This is a genomic window from Fictibacillus iocasae, from assembly GCF_042665465.1.
Taxonomy (GTDB): Bacteria; Bacillota; Bacilli; order Bacillales; family Fictibacillaceae; genus Fictibacillus; species Fictibacillus iocasae.
The window spans coordinates 1-24,020 of record NZ_JBHTCP010000012.1; the positions used below are offsets into that span (position 1 = coordinate 1).

The 24,020-nt window shown below is 46.0% G+C and carries 21 protein-coding genes, 1 other RNA gene, 1 pseudogene and 1 other annotated feature; of the genes and pseudogenes, 3 read left to right on the top strand and 20 right to left on the bottom strand.

All coding sequences use genetic code 11. From position 1 onward, the window contains the following. Nucleotides 1–245 (top strand): hypothetical protein (locus tag ACFQPF_RS05945; RefSeq protein WP_379747566.1); only part of this gene is annotated, 245 nt, incomplete at its 5' end. Nucleotides 246–253: 8 nt separating this feature from the next. On the opposite strand, the gene ssrS is transcribed toward ACFQPF_RS05945, so the two are convergent. The 10 genes and pseudogenes from ssrS to ACFQPF_RS05995 form a co-directional block, all read right to left on the bottom strand. Continuing rightward, a non-coding RNA gene (gene ssrS / locus ACFQPF_RS05950) (6S RNA) lies at nucleotides 254–430 on the bottom strand. 89 nt (nucleotides 431–519) lie between these two features. After that, nucleotides 520–2,298 carry an aspartate--tRNA ligase gene (aspS, locus tag ACFQPF_RS05955; protein ID WP_379747568.1) on the bottom strand — a complete coding sequence of 593 codons (1,779 nt, stop codon included), beginning with the start codon at nucleotides 2,296–2,298 and terminating at the stop codon, nucleotides 520–522. Then, nucleotides 2,288–3,580 (bottom strand): histidine--tRNA ligase, encoded by a 1,293-nt coding sequence (hisS, locus tag ACFQPF_RS05960; protein ID WP_379747570.1) that lies wholly within the window; start codon nucleotides 3,578–3,580, stop codon nucleotides 2,288–2,290. Before hisS ends, aspS begins: the two co-directional genes overlap by 11 nt. Before the next feature lie 67 nt (nucleotides 3,581–3,647). Next, nucleotides 3,648–3,885: a binding site (T-box leader), on the bottom strand. A gap of 45 nt (nucleotides 3,886–3,930) precedes the next feature. Beyond that, complete coding sequence (locus tag ACFQPF_RS05965) at nucleotides 3,931–4,098, bottom strand: sigma factor-like helix-turn-helix DNA-binding protein (protein ID WP_379747572.1); 168 nt, start codon at nucleotides 4,096–4,098, stop codon at nucleotides 3,931–3,933. Nucleotides 4,099–4,164: 66 nt separating this feature from the next. Then, nucleotides 4,165–4,602, bottom strand: a complete 438-nt coding sequence (gene dtd / locus ACFQPF_RS05970; RefSeq protein WP_379747574.1) for a D-aminoacyl-tRNA deacylase — start codon at nucleotides 4,600–4,602, stop codon at nucleotides 4,165–4,167. An 18-nt stretch (nucleotides 4,603–4,620) separates the two neighbouring features. Beyond that, a complete protein-coding gene (locus ACFQPF_RS05975) occupies nucleotides 4,621–6,810 on the bottom strand; it encodes a RelA/SpoT family protein (RefSeq protein WP_379747576.1) in 2,190 nt (729 codons plus the stop codon). A gap of 481 nt (nucleotides 6,811–7,291) precedes the next feature. After that, nucleotides 7,292–7,804, bottom strand: a complete 513-nt coding sequence (locus ACFQPF_RS05980; protein ID WP_379747578.1) for an adenine phosphoribosyltransferase — start codon at nucleotides 7,802–7,804, stop codon at nucleotides 7,292–7,294. A 23-nt stretch (nucleotides 7,805–7,827) separates the two neighbouring features. Next, on the bottom strand, nucleotides 7,828–10,170 hold the full coding sequence (gene recJ / locus ACFQPF_RS05985) for a single-stranded-DNA-specific exonuclease RecJ (RefSeq protein ID WP_379747580.1): 2,343 nt from the start codon (nucleotides 10,168–10,170) through the stop codon (nucleotides 7,828–7,830). A gap of 67 nt (nucleotides 10,171–10,237) precedes the next feature. Then, nucleotides 10,238–12,446, bottom strand: a pseudogene (secDF, locus tag ACFQPF_RS05990) (protein translocase subunit SecDF). A 468-nt stretch (nucleotides 12,447–12,914) separates the two neighbouring features. Further along, nucleotides 12,915–13,175 carry a post-transcriptional regulator gene (locus ACFQPF_RS05995; protein ID WP_379747583.1) on the bottom strand — a complete coding sequence of 87 codons (261 nt, stop codon included), beginning with the start codon at nucleotides 13,173–13,175 and terminating at the stop codon, nucleotides 12,915–12,917. A 113-nt stretch (nucleotides 13,176–13,288) separates the two neighbouring features. On the opposite strand from ACFQPF_RS05995, the gene spoVB reads away from it, so the two are divergent. Next, entirely contained in the window at nucleotides 13,289–14,842 is a 1,554-nt protein-coding gene (gene spoVB / locus ACFQPF_RS06000; RefSeq protein WP_379747585.1) for a stage V sporulation protein B, read from the top strand. 33 nt (nucleotides 14,843–14,875) lie between these two features. Here spoVB and ACFQPF_RS06005 read toward each other — a convergent pair whose 3' ends face one another. Further along, on the bottom strand, nucleotides 14,876–15,535 hold the full coding sequence (locus tag ACFQPF_RS06005; protein WP_379747587.1) for a DUF421 domain-containing protein: 660 nt from the start codon (nucleotides 15,533–15,535) through the stop codon (nucleotides 14,876–14,878). A gap of 174 nt (nucleotides 15,536–15,709) precedes the next feature. On the opposite strand from ACFQPF_RS06005, the gene ACFQPF_RS06010 reads away from it, so the two are divergent. After that, on the top strand, nucleotides 15,710–16,099 hold the full coding sequence (locus ACFQPF_RS06010; RefSeq protein WP_379747589.1) for a TIGR04086 family membrane protein: 390 nt from the start codon (nucleotides 15,710–15,712) through the stop codon (nucleotides 16,097–16,099). Nucleotides 16,100–16,132: 33 nt separating this feature from the next. On the opposite strand, the gene yajC is transcribed toward ACFQPF_RS06010, so the two are convergent. The 9 genes from yajC to ACFQPF_RS06055 all read right to left on the bottom strand — a co-directional run bounded on the left by yajC (nucleotide 16,133) and on the right by ACFQPF_RS06055 (nucleotide 23,952). Beyond that, complete coding sequence (yajC, locus tag ACFQPF_RS06015) at nucleotides 16,133–16,390, bottom strand: preprotein translocase subunit YajC (RefSeq protein ID WP_379747591.1); 258 nt, start codon at nucleotides 16,388–16,390, stop codon at nucleotides 16,133–16,135. A 391-nt stretch (nucleotides 16,391–16,781) separates the two neighbouring features. Next, nucleotides 16,782–17,924 carry a tRNA guanosine(34) transglycosylase Tgt gene (tgt, locus tag ACFQPF_RS06020; protein WP_379747593.1) on the bottom strand — a complete coding sequence of 381 codons (1,143 nt, stop codon included), beginning with the start codon at nucleotides 17,922–17,924 and terminating at the stop codon, nucleotides 16,782–16,784. Continuing rightward, nucleotides 17,921–18,970, bottom strand: a complete 1,050-nt coding sequence (gene queA, locus ACFQPF_RS06025) for a tRNA preQ1(34) S-adenosylmethionine ribosyltransferase-isomerase QueA (RefSeq protein ID WP_379747595.1) — start codon at nucleotides 18,968–18,970, stop codon at nucleotides 17,921–17,923. The genes tgt and queA overlap by 4 nt, the downstream gene beginning before the upstream one ends. Before the next feature lie 16 nt (nucleotides 18,971–18,986). Then, nucleotides 18,987–19,178, bottom strand: coding sequence for a DUF2905 domain-containing protein (locus tag ACFQPF_RS06030; RefSeq protein ID WP_379747597.1), 192 nt, complete (start codon nucleotides 19,176–19,178; stop codon nucleotides 18,987–18,989). Further along, a complete protein-coding gene (ruvB, locus tag ACFQPF_RS06035) occupies nucleotides 19,175–20,179 on the bottom strand; it encodes a Holliday junction branch migration DNA helicase RuvB (RefSeq protein WP_379747599.1) in 1,005 nt (334 codons plus the stop codon). The genes ACFQPF_RS06030 and ruvB overlap by 4 nt, the downstream gene beginning before the upstream one ends. 13 nt (nucleotides 20,180–20,192) lie before the next feature. Next, nucleotides 20,193–20,798, bottom strand: a complete 606-nt coding sequence (gene ruvA / locus ACFQPF_RS06040) for a Holliday junction branch migration protein RuvA (RefSeq protein ID WP_379747601.1) — start codon at nucleotides 20,796–20,798, stop codon at nucleotides 20,193–20,195. Between the two features lie 117 nt (nucleotides 20,799–20,915). Further along, on the bottom strand, nucleotides 20,916–21,473 hold the full coding sequence (locus ACFQPF_RS06045) for a YhcN/YlaJ family sporulation lipoprotein (RefSeq protein ID WP_379747603.1): 558 nt from the start codon (nucleotides 21,471–21,473) through the stop codon (nucleotides 20,916–20,918). 78 nt (nucleotides 21,474–21,551) lie between these two features. After that, nucleotides 21,552–22,547, bottom strand: coding sequence for a phosphotransferase (locus ACFQPF_RS06050; protein WP_379747605.1), 996 nt, complete (start codon nucleotides 22,545–22,547; stop codon nucleotides 21,552–21,554). Then, complete coding sequence (locus tag ACFQPF_RS06055; protein ID WP_379747607.1) at nucleotides 22,540–23,952, bottom strand: LysM peptidoglycan-binding domain-containing protein; 1,413 nt, start codon at nucleotides 23,950–23,952, stop codon at nucleotides 22,540–22,542. The genes ACFQPF_RS06050 and ACFQPF_RS06055 overlap by 8 nt, the downstream gene beginning before the upstream one ends. Between the last annotated feature and the right edge of the window lie 68 nt (nucleotides 23,953–24,020).

The window sequence follows — 24,020 nt, forward strand, 5'->3', positions numbered from 1 at the left end:
TTAAAAAACCTTCAAAACCAAGCAGCCTAATTAAAAAAAGCCGAAATTTCCCTTGTGAGGATTCTTTCGGCATTTTTAAACAAAGCAATTATGAAATTGATTCATCTAAAAAATTTATTTGCACAGCGAAATTTTGTTTATTTTTCGACATGTTTTCTTGCAGAGCCATCTACTTAGTTGCACGCACGCAGGCACGAACAAACGAGCATACAAAAACCCCATCTTTAAAAGATGGGGTTGAATGATCAGTTGGGAAAGTCCCAACGATGCCGTTCTTTCCTAAGTTTTGAACCTGCTCTCGCAGGTGGGTGCTCCGTTCCGCAATTTGTAAGTCCTTATAAAAAGGCATGTACGCCAAGCAGAAACGCAAGCTCCCTCATAAAAAATGTTGGCTCAAAACATTCGGTCGTCACGAACATCTTAGGACTTTTCTGTAAGATGATAATAGCATAGAACTTCATGCGGTTCAAGCTGATAAATCGTTTTTAGCGAAATATTCTAACTTTTCGAACTATTTTCCTATTTTACACTTTCCTTGATGTTAACTTTAAGGTGGAGATCCTCCAGCTGCTGGCTGCTCACGCCAGAAGGCGCGTTCGTCAGCAGGCAGCTCGCAGACGCTGTTTTCGGGAACGCGATAGTGTCTCGAAGGTTCGTTCTACCCGCAAGAAGCATAACGATTCGGTCAAGGCCCAGGGCGATACCGCCATGCGGCGGCGTTCCATATTCAAACGCCTCCATGAGAAAGCCGAATTCTTCACGAGCCGCTTCTTCCGAAAATCCAAGTGTCTTAAACATGAGCTCTTGCACATCACGCTGGTAAATACGCTGAGATCCTCCTCCTAGTTCATATCCGTTGAGGACAAGATCATACGCTTTGGCTCTTACGCTTCCCGGGTCCGTTTTCAATAGGTGCAGATCTTCCTCTTTCGGCATCGTGAATGGATGGTGAAGCGCCACAAAGCGGTCAGCACCCTCATCGTACTCTACAAGAGGGAAATCAACGACCCATAGGAAGTTAAACTTGCTTTCGTCGATCAGCTTCAGCTCTTTTCCAAGGTGAAGACGAAGCGCACCAAGACTGTCAGACACGACAGAAGGCTTATCGGCTACGAACAGGAGAAGGTCGCCTGTTTCAGCAGCAAAAGCTTCCGTAAGTGCTGCTGCCTCCTCCTCAGAGAAGAATTTGGCGATCGGTCCTTTTAAGCCTTCTTCTTCTACTTTCAGCCAAGCAAGTCCTTTCGCACCATAACGTCCCGCGAACTCACCGAGTGTGTCGATGTCTTTTCTTGAATATGCGGCAGCCTGGCCTTTTACATTCAAGCCTTTTACGAATCCGCCATTTTGGACAGCGGAAGCAAACACCTTAAAACCGGAGTCTTTGACGAGTGCGGAAACATCCGTCAGCTCCATCGCAAACCGTGTATCCGGCTTATCAGATCCATAACGGTCCATCGCCTCTTTATACGTCATGCGCGGGAACGGCTTTGGAATCTCCATCCCTTTTACTTGCTGCACAAGTTTAGTCATCATATTTTCCATCATGTTTAAAAGCTCTTCCTGGCTCATAAACGATGTTTCAATATCGACCTGCGTGAATTCAGGCTGGCGGTCAGCACGCAAATCTTCGTCACGGAAGCATCGGACGATCTGGAAGTAGCGCTCGTAGCCGGACACCATTAAAAGCTGCTTGAAGATTTGCGGTGACTGCGGCAATGCATAAAACTCCCCAGGATGCACACGGCTTGGGACAAGGTAGTCACGTGCTCCCTCTGGCGTGCTCTTTGTGAGCATCGGTGTTTCCATTTCCATAAACGATTGCTGATCAAGGAAGTGTCTCATAAACTTTGTCACTTCATATCTCATTTTCATCGTCTCTTGCATGACAGGACGTCGAAGGTCTAAGTATCGATATTTTAACCGGATATCTTCCGTGATTTCCGATTCGTCAGCGATCAGGAATGGCGGTGTTTTAGACGCGTTAATAATTTCAAGATTGTCACCGTGAATCTCGATTTTTCCTGTCGCCAGGTTGTCGTTAACCGTGCCTTCGCTTCTTGCGACAACCGTTCCTGATACGGAAAGAACGAACTCGCTGCGCACCTTTTCAGCTGCTGCAAGCGATTCTGCTGATACATCGGGAGAGAAGACGACCTGCACAAGGCCTGAACGGTCACGAAGATCGATGAAGATCAAGCCACCCAGGTCACGGCGCTTCTGCACCCATCCGTTAATGGTCACTCTTTCGCCTATAAGTGATTCGGTTACGTTGCCGCAATGATGTGTTCTAAGCTCCATGTCCAGTTCCTCCTGAAAGTCGTGTTTTGATATAGTGTGCAGCTTCTTGAAGCGGCACCTGTTCTTGCTCGCCTGTTTGTAAATCCTTCATATTGATCACGCCGTTGCTCAGCTCATCATCACCTAGTACAGCCACAAATTTTGCGTTTTCACGGTCAGCTGCCTTAAACTGTGCTTTCATTTTACGGTCGCTGTAATCTTTTTCCGCCGTCAGTCCTGCTTTTCTTAAATCAAACAAAATGCCAGGGGCTTTTTGTTTCGCCTCGTCACCCATCGTCACAAGGTAGCAGTCCAGCGATTTCTCAACCGGCAGCTCGATGTTTTCTGCTTTTAATGCTAGAAGCAGACGCTCCAAGCTCATCGCAAAACCGATGCCCGGTGTCGATGGACCTCCCAGATCTTCAACCAAGCCATTGTATCTTCCGCCGCCACTTAACGTGGTGATTGCGCCAAAACCATCTGCATCGCTCATGATCTCAAACGCTGTGTGGTTATAATAGTCGAGTCCGCGCACGAGCGTCGGATCCACAACGTACGAAATGCCCATCGTATCAAGAGATTCCTTGACAGCTGTGAAGTACGCACTGGACTCTTCGTTTAGATAGTCGTGTATAGAAGGAGCGCTTGCCATCAATTCGTGGCCTCTGTCTTTCTTGCAGTCAAGAATTCTAAGCGGGTTCGACTCCAGCCTGTTCTGACAGTCGCCGCAGAACTCGCCGATACGCGGCTTGAAGTGGGCGATCAGCGCTTCTCTATGTGATTTTCGGCTCTCAAGATCACCGAGCGTGTTCAATACAAGTTTCAGCTTTTTCAGTCCAAGTTCCTGATACATCGTCATCGCGAGCGCCATAACCTCAGCGTCAATTGTAGGATCGTTTGAGCCCATCGCTTCAATCCCGAATTGGACGAACTGGCGGTACCTTCCCGCCTGCGGACGTTCATAGCGGAACATCGGTCCGATGTAATAGAGTTTTACCGGCTGAGACGGCTGCCCGAACATTTTGTTCTCCACATATGACCGCGCCACAGATGCCGTACCCTCTGGACGAAGTGTCAAGCTACGGTCGCCTCTATCCTGAAACGTATACATCTCTTTTTGCACGATATCCGTCGTATCCCCAACACCCCGCGCGAACAGATCCGTGTTCTCAAACACTGGCGTCCGGATCTCACTGTAACGGAACCTGGCACAGATGTCCTTCGCTTTCTGTTCAATGTATTGCCACTTTTCGGATTCACCAGGCAGGATATCCTGCGTTCCTCTTGGTATATTAATGTTCATGTGATGCCCCTCCAACTCAGTATAAAAATAAAAAAACTTCCGTCCCTTTTAAACAGACGTGCTGTTCAAAAGGGACGGAAGTTAAACCCCGCGGTGCCACCCTGGTTGAAGCAACAAGAAACATTGCTTCCTCTCGATGCAAGTAACGATTGCCCACGTTTCACTCTACAAGGTCATTATGTACCGTTCGAATTCAATCCTCGGGAGTGTCTTTCGCATAGTCATCAGGCAGGAACGCTTTCAGCCAAGGCATTCCCTCTCTAACCCTGTGGGGCTATAGTACTTTTCTCCGTCATCAGTTTTGTTGTGTAAGAATTGTTATTTATCATACTGCCGATCACAAGGAAATGTCAACCCAAATTTTTTCGGCTTATTTTTCTCCGCAATTGTCTGACATGCTGCAGTGAAAGCCCAAATTCTTCCGCGAGCTCTGCTGCAGTTGCACTTTGTTCTTTAGTTAAAAAGCGATGAAAATCAACGCTCATCATTTCTATTATTTTTTTTCGGTCCTTTTTCATATGTACCGTCCTCCGGATGCTCACTTTATCTTTCTAGTTAGTGTAGCCAGAGAACGTTTCATTATTTCATGTTTCTAAAATTAATGTGACAGGTCCTGAATTCGTAAGCGTGACGTCCATCATCGCACCAAACACACCTGTCTGAACCTCAACTCCGCACTTGCGCAGCGCTTCGTTAAAATAATGATACAAAGGCTCAGCCATATCTGGCCGTGCAGCTTCCATAAAATTGGGACGCCTTCCTTTTCTCGTATCCCCATACAAAGTAAATTGTGAGATGGAGAGAATGCTTCCATTTACATCCTTCAGAGATAAATTCATTTTCTGTGCCTCATCTTCAAAAATGCGCAAATGGACAATCTTCTCCGCTAGATAGTCGGCATCCTTTTCTGTATCACTATGCGTTACTCCGACAAGCAGCATTAGCCCATGGCCGATATGGCCGGCAACGCTGCCATCAATCGAAACAGAAGCGTCTTTAACACGCTGCAAAATCACTTTCATGAAAGACACCTCCGTCTATTATTGCATGACTCGTCTAACCGCATAAATGTCCGGAATACGTTTGATCCTCTCGACCACTTTCTGCAGATGATTAACGTTCTGGATGGAGACAGACATGTTGATCGTCGCCATCTTATTCTTATCTGAGCGGCCGGAAACCGCCGTAATGTTCGTTTTTGTTTCGGCTACGGCATGAAGGACTTCGTTCAATAAGCCTCTTCTGTCAAAGCCATTAATTTCAATGTCTACGTTGTAGCTCTTCGGCTGCTCTTCGCTTCCTTCCCACTCGACAGGGAGGAGTCTTACTTGAGCATCCTCGGTCACAACGTTCACACAGTCCTGTCTGTGCACCGAAACACCGCGACCTTTGGTAATGTAACCGACAATGTCATCACCCGGAACCGGATTGCAGCATTTTGACAAACGGATAAGCATGTTATCGATTCCTTTGACGACGATGCCTGAATCGGTTTTCTTTTTGTGGACTGGCGGCCGTGAATCCCGGATCGATTCTATAAGCGCAGACGGATCAGCTTCTTGCTCTTTTTTCTTGCGGATTTTATCCGTCAGGCGTGTTGCGACTTGCGCGGCGTTGATTCCGTTATAGCCAACGGCCGCGTACATGTCTTCTTCACCGGTAAAATTGTACTTTTGAGCGACATGCTGAAGGTTCTCCGACGTAAAGACTTCTTTTAGATCGAAGCCGCGTTCTTTTAGTTCACGTTCGATCATTTCTTTGCCTTTGGCAACATTTTCTTCGCGTCGCTCGCGCTTAAACCATTGGCGGATCTTGTTTTTCGCATGCGAGCTTTGCGTGATCTTAAGCCAGTCCTGGCTCGGACCATACGAATGCTTGCTCGTGAGAATCTCGATAATGTCTCCTGTTTTCAGCTTATAATCGAGCGTCACCATCTTGCCGTTGATCTTCGCCCCGATACATTTGTTGCCTATTTCCGTATGGATGCGGTAAGCAAAATCAAGAGGCACAGAGCCTGCCGGAAGCTCGATCACATCACCTTTTGGCGTGAACACGAACACCATATCCGAGAACAAATCGACCTTAAGAGATTCCATAAATTCCTCGGCGTTCGTCGCGTCATTCTGCCATTCGATAATTTCACGGAACCAGGAAAGCTTATCTTCAAATGTATTGACAGGCGCCTGTTTTGCGCCCTCTTTATACGCCCAGTGAGCCGCAATCCCGTACTCGGCGATATGATGCATCTCAGCTGTGCGGATTTGCACTTCAAGCGGATCGCCTTTCGGGCCGATCACGGTCGTATGAAGTGACTGATACATGTTCGCCTTAGGCATCGCGATATAATCCTTGAACCGTCCAGGCATCGGCTTGAAGCAAGTATGAATGATGCCAAGAGCCGCATAGCAGTCCTTAATGCTGCCAACGATAATCCGGACAGCGAGCAGATCATAAATTTCATTGAACTGCTTCCCTTGAATCGCCATTTTACGGTAGATGCTGTAAATGTGCTTCGGACGGCCGGAAATCTCGGCGTTAATGTGCACTTCTTCCAGCTTATCCTTGATTTCTTTCATCACTTCTTGGACGTAATCTTCTCGTTCTGCCCGCTTTTGCTGCATCAGATTGACGATTCGGTAATATTGCTGCGGATTTAAATAGCGGAGCGCGACATCTTCAAGCTCCCACTTGATCGTAGAGATCCCGAGCCTATGGGCGAGAGGAGAGAAGATCTCAAGCGTTTCGTTCGCTTTTTGGATCTGCTTTTCTTTCGGCATATGCTTCAATGTTCTCATATTATGAAGCCGGTCAGCGAGCTTGATCAGGATACAGCGAATATCCTGGGCCATCGCTACAAACATCTTGCGGTGATTTTCAGCCTGCTGTTCTTCTTTTGACTTAAATTTAATCTTCTTCAGCTTCGTCACACCGTCGACGAGCATGGCCACTTCTTCATTAAATTGATCACTAATATCTTTTAACGTTACGGCCGTATCTTCGACCACATCATGAAGAAACCCTGCCGCAACCGTTACAGGATCCATCTGCAGACCCACCAGAATGCCGGCAACTGCTACGGGGTGGTGGATGTAGGGCTCTCCAGATTTGCGGAACTGCCCTTCATGCGCGTCTCGCGCGTATTCATAAGCCTTTTTTATAAAAGCAAGGTCTTTTTCGGAAAGATAACTCTCTGCCTTTTGCAGCACTTGCTCGATCGTCAATAGAATCACCTAATGTTATCAATGTATATTGCTTCTATTATCTTTAAAAACTTCACTCCTGTAAAGCAATATAAAAAAAATGTCGAATTTCCTTTCAGATATTTCTTTTTTTAGCTTATTTCTTAGTTTTATTAAAATTCAAGATGTGGTTGTTCTCCGTTACAGGTGCACGCTTATCCAGAGGGGTGATGGCGAAAAGCAGAAAGCCTCGTCTAGCCCCGACAAGGAAGGCTTTGCAACAAGACATCAAACGCAAGAAAAAGTGAACTTCTTTTTCGAGGAGTCGGCACCTTTCACTCCGATCAACCTTCAATGAAGCATTCAAAGTTGATATATAGAAAAAAGAGATAGTAATAGCCATAATGTGACTCAGAGAGGGGTGGCTAATTTAAGCCATACTATAGCAGTAAATTCTTTAAAAGGAGTTCTATTATAAGTTGTTGTGTTTTAAAAAAAGCACTCGTGGTAGAGTGCTTCGTACAAGTGCTTCTTAGTATTGTGTTAATGTGAAGATATCATAACCGGAAAGCTTTTCGCGGCCGTCTAGGTATGTGAGTTCGATCATGAAGGCAATTCCTGCCACTACTCCGCCTAATTCTTCTACGAGTTTAATCGTGGCTTCAATCGTTCCGCCTGTTGCAAGCAAGTCGTCTGTTATAAGAACACGCTGTCCTGGCTTGATGGCGTCCTTATGCATTGTGAGAACGTCTTTGCCATATTCTAGACCGTAATCGACTTTAATGACCTCGCGCGGCAATTTCCCTGCTTTACGTACAGGAACGAAACCAAGTCCGAGCGTATAAGCGACCGGACAGCCCACGATAAAGCCGCGTGCTTCAGGACCGACAATAACGTCAATCGACTTGTCTTTCGCATATTCAGCGATATCATCCATCGCTTTTTTATACACTTCACCATCCATCATAAGAGACGTAATGTCTTTGAAACGAATGCCTTCGATCGGGAAGTCGGGCACAACTGAAATATACTTCTTATAATCCATTCTATAAATCCTCCTGAAATCTGTTAAATCAAACTTTTCTCATGTTGCTTTACGTCTGTGAACCATTCCTTCAGCTGCTGATAGGAGGAATAGACCAAGCCGCTTTCTATCTCTGCAAAATTGAGCTTTTTCCGGTAAAGCTCTGAGCTTTCCAGATCTTTTTTGACCGGTTGATGTTTAACAGTAATGACACCATTCTCTATTGTAACAAAATCAAGTTCAAAAAACACCTTTGACATAAATTCGACGGTTTCTTTTGACCAGCCTTTCCACCTAGCAAGCTCTTCTCCCTGCCTGTCCTTGTTGAACGAGCCTTTTTTCATAAGAAAACCATAGAACCATTTAAACTGGTCGCGCGATGGGATCGTCGAGAAAAAATGGTCCGCTTCGTGATGAAAGATAGCATAGATTCGCTCTGGTTTCCCAGCAGCTTCCAGCCATTCCCTGAAAAAAGAGAGCGATGGAGGCACATCAAGGAACACCGCATATTTCCCTTCAAGGACGCCTGTTTTGGGCAGCGCTTCTTCAAACACATCTATTAAATCGGCTTCTTGTGCGAGAACGGATGTATCTGGTGAAAATCTTACATATGTCGTTCTTTGCGGCGGAAGTGCCGCAAGTCTGGCGGAAACGTCTCTTAAGCCACGATAATCAAACAGCTGCCACTGGCCGACAGCGATATCATGCACCATAAGCTGCGGATTGCGGAAACCGTTCCACTCGTTGATGTTCAGCTCGCCGACGAACGATACAAGCGAGTATGGCGTCACTTCGTCCAGCAGATCGCCTTTAAAGAAGCCAATGCAATCCAGCTGTTTTGCCCCTGAATCGCCAACCTGCATTTTCAAATGGTTGCTCTGGCTGCCGATTTTCTTCATTTCACGAATGGGAACATTTCGGATGCATACTTTAGGTGCAGGATTGCCTGTCCCAAAAGGAGCAAGCTTTTCCATCGTTTCCACTGTCTCTATTGTAATTTCCTCGAGTTCAAGCTCAAGGTCGACTGCTGTGATCGGCTGAAAATCTTCAGGTGACAGCTGCTCTTTCGCTTGTGTGTTCAGTCTGTTGCGCAATTCATCCACATCATGCAGCGACAATGTCATTCCAGCTGCCATAGGGTGTCCGCCAAAGTGAGGAAGAATATCGCGCGACTGAGACAGGTTTTCAAACATATCAAAGCCGGCAATGCTTCGTGCAGACCCCTTTGCTGTACCTTTTTCCTGATCGATCGACAGCACGATCGTCGGCCTATAATATTTCTCTACGAGTCTTGAAGCCACAATCCCTATGACACCAGCATTCCAGCCTTCTTTTGCGATGACGAGCACCGATTGCTCACTTGGCGGAAACTGCTCTTCAACTAACTGGACCGCTTCTTCAGTAATCTCATTGACGATCGCCTGCCGCTCTTTGTTAATGCGGTCAATGTTTTTCGCCAGCCTTTCTCCTGTTTCACTGCTGTCTGTAATGAACAGCTCAACAGCTGGATCTGCTGAGTCCAGCCGGCCGGCAGCGTTCACCCTCGGCCCGACGGCAAAACCTATATGCTCCGCAGTCAATTCTTTATCTTGGATGTTGCAGACTTTCAGCAGTTCAATCAGACCTTTTTTTTCCGTACGGGCCAGTGCTTTAATGCCTTCTCTAGCGATGAGGCGATTTTCGTCTACAAGCGGGACGAGATCAGCTATCGTGCCGATGCACCCAATATCGAATAAGTGGGAAGGGATGCGTCCTAGCAAGGCCTCGCTCAATTTCAGTGCCACACCGACCCCGGCAAGACCTTTAAACGGATAAGGACAGCCTGGTTTTTTCGGATTAATAATGCTGTAAGCGTCCGGCAATACAGGAGGCGCCTCGTGATGGTCGGTCACGATAAAATCCAGATTCATTTCCCGTGCCGCAGCCGCCTGGCTGACGGCAGAAATCCCGGTATCCACCGTGATAACAAGAGAATAGCCATCCTCCTTTGCCCGCCTTAATGCCGGTTCGTTCGGACCATAGCCTTCCGTAAAGCGGTTGGGTATGTAATAGTCAAAGTCGGCCCCAAGCTCTTTGAGCGTATACCACATAACAGACGTGCTGCTCACACCGTCTGCATCATAATCCCCAAACACGAGAATTTTTTCCTTATTTGAAATGGCCGTTCGAATGCGATCAACACTTTCTTTCATTCCATCCATTAAAAAAGGATCATGAAAGTCATGGCTTCCGCCTTTCAAGAATTTATGAACCGATTCCTCTGTTTCCATTCCTCTGGATATAAGAAGCTGGGCAACGGATCGAGGAAGGTTCATCGCCGATGCGAGCGCAGAGACTTTCTCATCGGGCGCAGCGTTCATCAGCCAGCGAGTCTTTGGATGCAGCATATACAAAATCACCTCTTAACCCGTCTATTATACAAGAGGTGTTAAGAGGTGACAATTTGATTACGTATTAAATTTCTGTTTCGACTGTTTTCATACGCTTGTTTTTCAGCTGTTTCGCTTTTAATACGAACCAAATCTGAGAAGCGATGAAAATGGATGAATACGCACCGAACGTCAAACCGATCATGAGGGCAATCGAAAAGTTTCGGATTGTCTCGCTTCCAAACACTAAAATAGCTAAAGCAGCAAACACAACAGTCAACACGGTGTTAATAGAACGTGTCAATGTTTCGTGAATGCTGAGGTTGATGATTTCTGCAAGTTTTTCACGTGTGTTTGGCTTTTCGAGTTTCACATGTTCACGAATACGGTCAAACGTTACGATCGTATCATTGATCGAATACCCAATGATGGTGAGAACAGCCGCTATGAACGGTAGGTCTACTTCCAAGCGGAATATGCTGAAGATGGCATTGATCATGAACGCGTCATGCATGAGGGCCACAATCGCCGCAATGGCCATCAGCCATTCAAACCGTATCGTTACATAAAGGATAATCCCGATTGTCGCGATAAGAACCGCATAGATAGCGTTCTTCGCTAACTCTCTACCAACTGTCGGTGTAACCGTGCTCACACTCGGCTCTTCACCATATTTCTCTTTAAAAAGCGTCTTCACTTCTGCGATCTTTTCTTTAGAGAGCACGCCTTTAAGTGCGACGTTTGCCCCTTTATTATTATCACCAGTCAGAACGACACTACCAGGTTCGAGGTCAAGTGAGTTGAATTCCTTCTCCACAGCCTCTTCAGTAAAAGGCTTGTCTGAACTCGCCACACTGACTCGTGTTCCGCTTTCAAAATCAACCCCAAGCTTCAATCCAACCGTTAAAAGGAAAATCAGTCCGATCACGGTGATAGCTGCAGAAAAGATAAAATAAATGTTCCTGTTTTTGACGAAATCGTAATTAAAGTTCACGGATGTCACTCTCCTTCACGCCAAACAGTCCAGGTTTCTTATCAAGCATCCGGCTCTGAACGAGCAAGCCAAGGAAGATCCGCGATCCGAACACAGCTGTTACAAAGCTTGCAAGCACAGAAATGATCAGAACTAGCGCAAACCCTTTTACAGAGCTTGTACCAAAAATAAATAATACCGCTGCTGCAAGAATGGTTGTAATGTTCGCATCAAATATTGTGGTGAATGAACGTCTGTTCCCCGCTTTAAATGCACTCAATACAGACTTGCCTGACCGAAGCTCATCCTTTATTCTCTCATAGGTAATGATATTTGCATCTACTGCCATACCTACCCCAAGGATTAATGCTGCGATGCCCGGCAGAGTCAGTACTCCATTCATCAGATCGAAAATCAGAAGGATTAAATAAATATAGATGGTCAATGTAATGACTGCCACGATGCCTGGTACTCGGTAGAATAAGAGCATGAACAGAAAAATCGCTCCAACTGCAATATATCCGGCAAACACCGTTTCCTTCAATGCTTTCTCACCGAATTTCGCACCAACAGATGTTGAATACTTCTCATCCATTTTTACAGGCAGTGCTCCCGCATTTAAAATGTCCGCAAGTGCTTGTGCTTCTTCAATCGTAAACTGCCCCTGAATCATCACGTCTTTGCTGTCAATGACATTGTCAACAGACGGAGCAGAGATATACTTCTGTTTATTTGCAGCTTCTTTTGAAGCTTCCTTTTTAAAAGAATCCCCTTTTTCGAAGTCCAGCCAAATGACCAGCCTGTTATCTCCGTAAGGTTTTTTCGCGATATCTCCTGTCACTTTTCCGAATTTATCACCATCTTTAAGTGTCAGGGTCACAATCGGGTTGTTAGTTTCAGGATGGAAGGATTGCTTCGCTCCTCCTTCTTTTAGATCAGAACCATCGAGCAGAACGTTATCATCGACATCGCGGAACGTCAGCTGTGCTTCAGTTGACAGCAGTTCACGAGCTTTGTTCTGGTCCTTTACACCAGCAAGCTGCACGCGGATCCGGTCTTTACCTTCAATCTGAATCTCAGGCTCTGATACACCGAGGACATTAATGCGGTTGTTCAAAGCTTGAACGGTTGCTTTAAGTGTCTCGTTATTAATTTTCTGCCCTTCTTTCAGCGGCTTCACTTCATAAAGGACCTCAAATCCTCCCTGCAGATCCAGGCCAAGCCTCGTGTTCTTCACAATGTCTTTTGCCGTAAAAGCCATTACAAGCCCGGCGATGAGCAAAAGAACAAAAAAGAACGCGATCTTACTCTTCTTTACCATTGGTAATCCTCCTCATGCTGTGTCAAACGAAATCGGCAGCTATGTATAAGTCATCAATCTTATCTATTATAGCGATTACTGATTTTTACTGTCAATTTACCTTTAGAAATTAAGGGAAATTTTACATAATTATTGTATTAGTAAGGCTTTGAAATAAAAAACGATTAAAAAAAATCGATTCTCTTAATTAGCATTTCATAAACATCTGCTCATAAGTCACCCGCAATACGCATTATTTTATTTTTAGCTGCTTTGAGTGCTTCTGTGAAAAGGTTGAAAAGGTTGATTAGAGCGTTAGGCGCCGACTACTCTTGCTGCGTTGTCTTCCTTATCCAGCTACGGCGGCTAGCCCCTCGAGGCTTTTCGCTACTCCCCTCTGGATAAGCGTACGCCTGTAACGGAAAACAACCACTTACTAGAATTCTAAAACACCAACTTTTAAACAAAAAAATAAAGCGGCAGAGCCGCTTATAGGAGTGGGGTTGATTCTTCTGTATAGGCTTTGATGGTAAGCCAGTTCATGACGTCGTTTACTGTGAGTGAGAGAATGAGCCCGACTAGTTTGTGGAGCCTTGGCTCTTCTTTCTTTTTTTTCGCTTTTGCCATCACGCATTGCCAAATTTCTTCAATCGTCACACTTTCATAGCCCATGTAATGGAGCTCTTCCAATTTGCTTTGCAGCGCAGGCTCTGCGTCTTGCTTCCATTGTTCAAATTCGGCCTCGATCATTGGTTAACACTCCTTTTTTTAATACGAGCTGTCTCATGAAGAAGGACTTGCCAGCATATACATATTGAAAGCATGTCTACTTTAACGGCTGGTTCAGAGAAAGGACTATTTGCATGTCAAAACAAACGTTGATTCAAGGAACGATGATTCTCATTATAGCCGGACTCATTACGCGTGTCCTCGGTTTTGTGAACAAGATGGTCGTTGCCAGGATCATGGGCCAGGAAGGTGTAGGATTATACATGATGGCCGTTCCGACACTTTTACTCGCCCTCACTTTGACAAGGCTTGGGCTCCCAGTCGCCATCTCCAAACTTATCGCTGAAGCCGATTCCAGAGGAGATAAACGGAACATCCGCAAGATACTTGTTGTATCCTTGGCGATTACAGGCGTTCTGAGTATCTTGATCACCGTCGCGATGATGGCTCTTGCGCCACTCATGTCACGCTACTTTTTTACCGACCACCGTACGTTTTATCCACTGATCGCCATTGCACCCGTTATTCCCATCGTTGCCATCTCTTCTGTGCTCCGCGGTTATTTTCAAGGATTACAGAATATGAGACCGTCAGCCTATTCTCAAGTGATCGAGCAAGTAGTACGGATCACGCTTGTTGCCCTGCTGACCGGATGGCTCCTTCCGTACGGTGTGGAATATGCGGCAGCCGGTGCGATGATTTCAGTGATCATCGGCGAACTCGCATCTTTGCTGTACATGTTCTCGATGTTTAAAATGAAGAAAACGATGAAAATTCGAAACGGGTTCTTCAAACAGCTAAAAGGCGGACGCGGCACTTTAAAAGAGCTGCTGGGCATCGCATTGCCAACGACCGGAAGTCAGCTGATCGGATCGGTCTCCTACTTTTTTGAACCAATCGTTGTCGCCAGAAGCTTGGCGATTGCCGGCATCACGACGACGATGGCAACAAAACAGTACGGAGAACTGGCTGGTTATGTCATCCCGCTGCTGTTTCTTCCTACTTTTATTACCTATTCTCTTTCTGTTTCCCTCGTCCCTGCTATAAGTGAGGCGAATGCACAAAAAAAATACAATGTGATTGAACATAGGCTTAACCAAGCAATCCGTCTTTCTATGCTGTCAGGAGGATTGGCAGCGATCATCACCTTTGTTTACGCTGAGCCGATTATGGACCTTATGTATCATTCTCCAGCGTCTGCTGCCTATGTTAAGGTGATGACCCCCCTGTTCTTTTTTCTTTATTTCCAAGGTCCTCTACAAGCTGTGCTGCAGGCCTTGAACCTTGCAAAAGCAGCCATGACCAACAGTCTGATTGGTGCGGCTGTCAAGCTGGCGGCCATATTCGCCCTTGCCACACGGCCTGAATTCGGCATCATGGGCGCGGCCTTAGGCATCGTTTTAGGAATCGTGGTGGTGACGATCCTCCACTTTGCAACGGTAGCAAAAGCCATCAGCTACACCATTGTTGCAGGAGAATTTTTTCGCTGCTTTCTATGTATTCTTTTTACGGGTGCAGGGTCGGCTTACCTTTATCGTTACATCTTCCCTCAGTTTACACAAAGTACGGGCACAGCAGTATGTATCGTTTCCACAATCATTCTGTATATGTTCTTTCTTATCTTTTTCCGCCTTATTCTTAAAGAAGACATTAAGCATATTCCCTTTATCAAGAGATGGGTGAAATAAGAACAATCAATGATAAGGCGCTACCGCTCCTTATCATTGATTGTTCTCTTTTTCATCGACAAACAATGTGCCATCATCATTCAAGGAACAAAAGGCGATTTTCCTTATATCATGATAGCCGCTCTTTTTCAGCTGCTGTCTCAGCCAAAGAGACGTTTTTTCTAATTTTTCTAGATGGTCTTCTTGAACTTTGCCATCCAGTATGAGAGGCAGGATCATTTGAAGCGGACTTCCACCTGTGCATTCATCTTTTTTGATGACAGAAAGCTTTCCAGACGTTTCCAGAACACCAAACTCGACTTCAGAAACGCTTCGAATATTATTTTCTCTGAGCTGTGTGAGCAAATCATCAAAATTGTAGCGCTGCTTTTTCATTTCACGTTCATTGATCTTTCCTCTGTCTATGATTAAAGATGGCTTGCCATCGACCCAATCTCTCAGCTTTCGGCTTTTTAAAGAAACAAGGGCGAGGCCGAGCTGTATAGAAAGAAGAATGAAAATAGCCAGCAACGAATTTTTCATTGGAATTTTAGGGTCTTCAATCGAAATGACCGCAAGCTCCGCGATCATGATTGAAACGACAAAATCAATGACGGAAAGCTTCCCCATCTCCCGTTTCCCCATCACTCGAAACACAACGAGGATAAGAAAGTAAATAAACACCGTTCGCAAAAGCACGGTATACAGCTCCATCCTATCCCTCCTTTCCCGCATACTATCTCTTAGTATGAGACGAATTTGCTGATTCATGAAGGTAAGGTTTTGCCAAACAGGAAAAATATTGTCATTCTCCCGCATGTACTTCTATTTCTTTTTTTCTGGAATAAGGTGTAAGTAAAGGCTTGTTTTATCAAAGGGGGAGTAGGAATGGAAGCTAAACATATGGCTGCATCCATGTTAAAGGGATTATTTGTCATCCTCATCTTCATCATTGTCAGCAGCGTTATCCTGTCTTTAATCCTGCGTTTCACATCGGCCACGGAACAATCGTTAAAATGGGTTACATTGGCGTTATCCTTTGTTTCGATGTTTGCTGGAGGCTTTCTGACTGGTAAAAAGGCGCAGGCGAAAGGATGGGTCCTTGGCGCAGGTACGAGCATGCTGTTTTCTCTTCTTGTCTTTCTTATACAATATTTAGGTTATCAGACCACATTTAGCTCTATGCAATATTTGTACCATGGCTTATTCATGATCCTCTGCATGATCGGCGGCATCATGGGCGTGAACTTCAGCAGCCACAGCACATATAAGAATTAGAAAAACCGCCGGATTCCGGCGGTTTTCTTTACGTTATACGGATTTGATTTCACGCACTGCCTGACGGTCAAAAGTCAGAACAGAACCGTCTTTGGAACGGACAGAAACCGTGTTCTCGTCAATCGTGTCAATCGTGCCATGAAGGCCGCCGATTGTTACCACTTGATCACCCTTCTTCAAGTTCGTCTGCATCTCACGAACCGCCTTTTGTCTCTTTTGCTGAGGACGAATCAATAAGAAATAAAAAATAACGAACATCAGCAACAGAGGAAGCAATCCACCTAAATTCATTTGTTTTCACCCCTTTCTATATGGTTGACTTCGTTTACAAGAATAGAAACCACCATATCATTCAATAATAAATTCTCAAAATGAACTACCTTGTTCTTCATTGATAGTTGATTGGAGTGAAAGGTGCCGACTCCAGCAGGAAGAGCGGGACAGGTGAGACCCTCAAAGGCGAGTAGCAGCGAGGGGGCTCACTTGTCTAGCAGTATGGACTAGCCCCTCGAGGTCAAATGAGCAAGTGCCCAATAAGTCACAAACCGATTCTTTAGGTCCCTTTCTCATTTGCTTGTCGGGGCTGGACGAGTCCTTCCTGCTTTTCGCCACACCCTGCGGAAAGCGTGCACCTGTAACAGAAATCAACAGCTATTTTGATTTCTCACAAAAAGTATAAATTTTAGAAATTCCTTGCGTTCTCCTTATTAAACCCATACTGCTCGAAAAATTCTTCTTTAAAATCCAATAGCCTGTCATCCATGATGGCCTGCCTTACCTGCTTCATAAGGTTGGCTAGGAAATGAAGGTTATGGTAGCTCGTCAAACGGAAGCCGAATGTCTCGTTGGCTTTTACCAGGTGACGGATATACGCTCTCGAATAGGTCTGGCATACATGGCAGCTGCAGTTCTCATCAAGAGGTCGGAAATCACGAGCGTATTTCGCGTTTCGGACAACCAATCTTCCTTCACTCGTCATGCACGTTCCATTACGGGCAATTCGTGTCGGCAGAACGCAGTCAAACATATCAATTCCTCTTATCGCACCGTCAATCAAAGAATCCGGCGATCCTACACCCATTAAGTAACGTGGCTTATCAGCAGGCAGCCATGGTGTTGTAAAATCAAGTACACGGTTCATGACATCTTTCGGCTCGCCTACGGAAAGACCGCCTATTGCATAGCCTGGGAAATCGAGCGAAACGAGATCCTGTGCGCTCTGTTTTCTAAGGTCTTCATATTCACCGCCTTGAACTATGCCGAACAGCGCCTGATCTTCCGGGCGTTTATGAGCTGCAAGACAGCGCTCGGCCCACCGGCTCGTGCGCTCAACGGATGACTTCATATATTCAAACGATGCAGGATATGGCGGACATTCATCAAAAGCCATCATAATATCAGAACCAAGAGCGTTCTGTATCTCCATTGCTCCCTCAGGACTCAAGAACAGCTTCTCTCCGCTCATATGGTTGCGGAAATGCACCCCTTCTTCTGTGATCTTGCGCAGATCACTAAGAGAAAACACTTGGAAACCGCCAGAATCGGTAAGGATGGCACGATCCCAGTTCATGAACTTATGAAGGCCGCCCGCTTCTTTAATGATATCGTGGCCAGGTCTTAGCCAAAGGTGATAGGTGTTGCTCAGTATAATTCCAGCATCCATCTCTTTTAGCTCTTCAGGGCTTAAAGTTTTAACGGTTGCCAGCGTTCCAACAGGCATGAAAACCGGTGTTTCAAACGTGCCATGAGGTGTATGCACTTTTCCAAGTCTCGCGCCTGACTGCTTGCACGTCTTAATGTGTTCGTACGTTACGGCTGGTTTCATTTTGATGTTTGTCCTCCCTCGTGGATGAGCATGGCATCTCCAAAACTGAAGAACCTGTACTTTTCTTCCACGGCTATTCTGTATGCGTTTAGAACGTTCTCTCTTCCCGCCATTGCACTTATGAGCATGATGAGAGTCGATTTGGGCAGATGGAAATTGGTGATTAATCCATTGATGGCTTTAAATTCATAACCAGGATAGATGAAAATATCCGTCCAGCCCGACTCTTCCTGAAAACGGCCGTTATGTTTAGAAGCGACTGTCTCGAGTGTTCGTGTGCTTGTCGTGCCTACTGTATAGATTCGGCCGCCCTCTTCCTTTACCTTGTTCAATAGCGCTGCCGTCCCGGCCGTCATCTGATAGAATTCTGCGTGCATATCGTGCTCGAGAATGTTATCTACAGCAACTGGCCGGAATGTTCCGAGTCCAACATGAAGGGTGATGAACGCTATATGCACCCCTTTATCTTTAAGTTCCTGAAGCAGTTCCTCTGTAAAATGAAGGCCAGCTGTCGGTGCCGCTGCTGAGCCTTGATGACGCGCAAAAACCGTCTGATAACGGTCCTTCTCTTCTAGCTGTTCTTTAATATAGGGCGGCAGCGGCATCTCACCAAGTGCGTCGAGGTGCTCATATAAGATTCCTTCATATATTAATTTAAGCGTGCGTCCGCCGTTCTCGAGCTCACCTGTGCAGAGTGCTGAAAGACGGCCGTCGCCAAATATCACCTTCGTGCCAATTTTTACTCGTTTTGCTGGTTTTATAAGCGTTTCCCACTCATCCTCGCCATGCTCTTTTAAAAGCAGTACCTCAATCTTTGCCCCTGTTTCCTCTTTCTGGCCGTAAAGCCTAGCAGGCAAGACACGCGTGTCGTTGAGGACGAGGCAGTCACCGGCGCGCAAATAGGCTGCCATATTTGAAAATACATCGTGGCTTACCTCGCCTGAATGTTTATCAAGAACCATCAGGCGTGAGCTTGTCCTGTTTAAGAGCGGTGTTTGCGCAATCAGTTCTTCTGGCAGATCAAAATCAAATAAACTTAAATCCATGAATAAAATCTCCTGTCTATTTAAAACGGCCGATCAGCATGAAGATCAGAGACAGCACAATGCTGGCAATGATCGATGTCACGATCGGGAAGTAAATGGTTGTGTTTCCTTTTTTCCAAACGATATCACCGGGTATTTTCCCTACATATGACCATAAAAGGCCTACTACAATCAATACAATTCCTGCAATGATCAGCAGTTTGTTCATGCTCGGTTAACGTCCTCCAGACCAAAATAATCATACGCTAAAGGTGTGACCATCCGGCCGCGCGGAGTGCGCTGCAAAAGACCAACCTGAAGCAGATAAGGTTCATACACATCCTCGATCGTTTCGGCTTCTTCTCCAATGCTTGCAGCAATGGCTTCAAGGCCCACAGGACCGCCTTTATAGATGTGAATGATCCCTTGTAATAATTTATGGTCAATATGGTCTAGTCCTAAACGGTCGATCTGAAGAAGCTCCAGAGCCCTATGCGCCGTTTCAACAGAGATCGAGCTCGTTCCGTCCACTTGCGCAAAATCCCGCACACGCTTTAACAGCCTGTTGGCAATGCGCGGCGTCCCTCTTGAACGGCGGGAAATCTCCTCGGCCGATTCGTCACTGACGTGTACGCCGAAAACTTCACCTGTACGCTTGACGATTTCTTTAAGGTCACTCTCCGTATAATATTCGAGTCTCGACATGACACCGAACCTGTCACGCAGCGGAGATGAGAGCGACCCGGCGCGTGTAGTGGCACCGACGAGAGTGAAAGGAGGAAGCTCCAAACGAACAGATCTCGCCGTATCACCTTTACCGATGACAATGTCCAGACAGAAATCTTCCATAGCGGAGTATAAGATTTCTTCAATCGCTCTTGAAAGGCGATGAATTTCATCAATAAATAGCACATCTCCGGCATCAAGCGATGTTAATATTGCCGCAAGATCTCCTGGACGTTCAATCGCGGGGCCGCTCGTCGTTTTAAATCCGACGCCCATCTCTCTTGCGATAATCGCCGCAAGTGTCGTTTTCCCAAGACCAGGCGGCCCGTATAGAAGGACATGATCGAGCGGCTCATTCCTTAGCTTGGCTGCCTGAATAAATACGCTCAGGTTTTCCTTGACAGACGTCTGGCCGATGTATTCTTTTAAATGCTCCGGTCTTAGACTAAGCTCGATCCCGGCATCTTCACGGTTTTCTTCTGAAGATAACATCCGGTCCTCCATCTATGAATCCCTCCTAAACGGTCATCAGTTTGCGGAGCGCTCGTTTAACGTACTCATCTGCTGTACCGCTTTCTTTCTTTAACTCAGGGAGAATCTTCTGTATCTCCTTTTTAGCATAACCGAGAACCATTAAGGCTTCGACCGCTTCATCAAGCTGCGATGCTGCCTCTTCTTTAAAGGCATCATCAGAAAAGAGTCCGCCTGCAACCGGCATGCTGTTCGTGAAATCTGCCAGCTTCCCTTTCAGGTCAAGAATAATCTGTCTTGCCGTCTTTTTTCCGACGCCTGGAAACTTGGTTAAGAAAACTTCATCTTCCTCTTCAATGGCACACGCCACTTGATCTGGCTGTCCGAAAGCCATGATCGCCATCGCTCCCTTTGGACCGATGCCGGACACGTTCAGCAGCTTCATAAACATGTCTCTTTCTTGTCTGGAGGCAAATCCATAAAGCGCCAATATATCTTCTCTTACGTATTGATATGTATACACTGTCATTTCTGAACCTGCGCGGTACACGAAGGGGTTCGGGCAGAAAACTTTATAGCCAATTCCGTTAATCTGCACAGAGATATACCCTGCCGCTACATGGTCCACCTTGCCAGTCAAACTTTCGATCAAATCTAAACCTCTCCTTAAGCGGACATACGTTTCTATTTTTTTATTGTACCATAGAAGAAGGTAAATTTAATATGCAAAGCAATGCACAATAGAAAAAGAGAGCGAAAATCGCTCTCTTTAACGGTTGTTCTCGAAAGGACGCTTGATTGCATTACCAAGATCGCTTCCTGCTCTTCCGATATCGGACATGATGCCTTTAACGTCTCCTTCAACTTCCGTGTAATCCATCCCATCACGAAGGTCGTTGTCTACGTTTTCGATTCGCCCGAAAATAGAATCATCTGTTGTCACCTGAACATCGCGGCCAGGAACCATAGCCTGGATCTTTTCTTCGACTTTTCGATCCATCGCTTTTTTGTCACGTTCACTGGTATCTATACCGACAATGACGTTGTTATCATCTAAAATAACGTGAGCATCGTCTACGTTGTTCATGTCGTTGACTTTCTTCTGAATTCGCTCTGCAAGGCGGCCGTCATAATCAGCATCATAAGCAGCATCCTGGTCAATCATGTCACGGTTCATGTCCAACCCGTTATCACCTTCATTGGTGTTATAGCCGATCGGCCTGGCGTCATTTCCATAGTTGCGGTCCATGGCACCTTTATCACCGTTACAGCCTGTTAAACCTCCCGCGATAATAAGAGCGGCAATTCCTGCAATTTTTTTGTTCAATGCAAAAACCTCCTTTCACCGTTAGAATGGCAATCGGAGGCAATAATTATATCTGTAAAATATAGGATAGCACGTTGTTCAACCAATCCTCTTTTGCTCAAGATGATTGATAATCCTTTTAATGAACGGTTTGCGATATTGAAAATCCGTCTGCGTAAATCTTGAAACTTGCTCGATGCTGCTATGTGATTCACTTGAAAAGGCACGGTTCCACTCTCGATAGAGATCTGTAGGAAATACGAGCAGCTGAAGAAACCATCTTTTTCTAAATAACTGCAGACAGGCTTCCGGCAACGCTGGTGCAATTTTGTCATACCGCCATTTCCAAAACGGAAGGATCCGGTTCGTAAATTGAAGCCAGTCAATCATTCCCGGAGCTGCTGTGATCAGGTCATAATCGATAAGCATGGCCTCACCGTTCCGAGGGAGCAAAAAATTATGAGGTGCTACATCTCCATGACATAGCTGCTCGTTCTGTTTTTCTTTTTCAAAAAGCGCATCAATCTGCTTATGATTGTACTCATCCAAAGCCCATTCTCCCCAGAAAATCATTTCAGGCAATAGCGGCACGATTTCTTTTGGCCACGTTTCACTCTGGGCTAAACTTTTAAATTTGGAGAGCCTTCTTTTCCATTTATCATATAATTTGTATTCTGAAATTTTATGATACAGCTCTTGTGGAACAGACGCCTGATCATGAAACCTTGTAATTGCTTCTGCTGCATACCGAACATCATCCAAGTTACCGTAATGCAGATCTCTTCCTTCATAAAAAGGCATGATTACCCAATAATATTCATTCCATTTAAGGTAACGCTTTTTAGAAGGAAACGCCCCGATTGGTCCAATTGCTGGTTTTTCAAATTGTTTGAACCATTTAGACAGTTCCAGCTGCACCTTGCATTCAAACTTGCTGTCAAAGGCCTTGAGAATAAACGTGTCATTTTTTTCGCTTAACACTTTCACCACGTTTTCCCGGTAAAACCAATAGTTTTTCACGTTCACTCCATTTTTCGGAAGTTCTTTAAAAAAAAGACGATCCCAGCTGTTATCGTCTGTGTACTGTTTATTCATTATCAGTGTTCTCTTGTTCTTCGGAACGGCTTTGTGCACCTTGGTATGGGTTTGGCATCATGTTCATTCCCGGCTGCCCGCCCATCTGTGGCATTCCGCCCATTCCCGGCTGTCCGCCCATCCCTGGCATTCCGCTCATTCCCGGCTGTCCGCCCATTCCTGGCATTCCGCCCATCTGCGGCATTCCGCCCATTCCCGGCATTCCGCCCATTCCTGGCATTCCGCTCATTCCCGGCATTCCGCCCATCCCTGGCATTCCGCCCATTCCCGGCATTCCGCCCATTCCCGGCATTCCGCCCATTCCCGGCATTCCGCCCATTCCCGGCATTCCGCCCATTCCCGGCATTCCGCCCATCTGCGGCATTCCGCCCATTCCCGGCATTCCGCCCATCTGCGGCATTCCGCCCATTCCCGGCATTCCGCCCATCTGCGGCATTCCTTGCTGTTGTCCGCCCTGCTGCGGCATGCCCGATTGCTGAGGCTGCTGGCCTCCTCCAGAGCTTAACTGATCCATCATAGACTGCGGAAATTCACCATACATTTGATCTTGCTGTGCACCTGCAACAGGCTGAAGCTGGTCTGGCATATACTGCGGGCTCTGCTGCTGACCTTGCTGCTGCGTTCCTTGCTGCGACATGCCTTGGCCATAGCTTTGTCCGCCCTGCTGCGGCATATAGCCCATTTGCGGGTATTGCTGCTGTCCGCCATAGCCTTGATAAGGCATCATGCCATACCCTTGAGGCATCGCGCCATAGGGCTGAGGCTTCGGGAACATGGATGGGTAACCGCCGTACATCTGGTTCATCATTCCAGAAGATTCATCCTTTAAATAAGGATGCTTCATGCCATAATTGTCTTTACCGTAATTTGGCATATTCGGTGCATTTGGAATGTTAGCAGCGTTGTTTGGGTTCCACGGCATATAAGCTGATGATTCCATCATTGATGCGTGATCTTTATTTGAAACAGGAGCCATTGGTGCTTTCATCGCGTTATCTTTTGCAGGGTATGAAGGCATATCCATTTTAGGCGGCGATGGCTTGTAATCTGGTTTTGGCGGTGCAGGTTTCAGCTCAGGCTTCTGCGGTGCCGGCTTCATTTCAGGCTTTGCTTCTGGTTTGATCTCTGGTTTTGGCTGAGGCTTCGTTTCTTGTATTGGTGCCACGGGCGCTTCTTTCTTTTTGGGCATTTCTTTTTTCTTTCCCGGTGACATGAATGGCATCTTCATCTTTTCTGCTCTCACAGCCGTTTCTTGTGCCGGGATTTTCACTTTATCCCCGCGCTCAAGTTCTCCTGAAGAATGAGCGAGTGCAGTGTTCGCTTTTTTTAAATCGTTAAGAGGTACCTTATACTTTTCTGCGATCCGTTCTAGTGTATCCCCTTTTTGAACAATATGGATTCTCACGGTCAAAACTCCCCCTCCGCCTATTTTCCTTACAGTATATGAGCAATTGGGCATAGTGCTACTTTTGT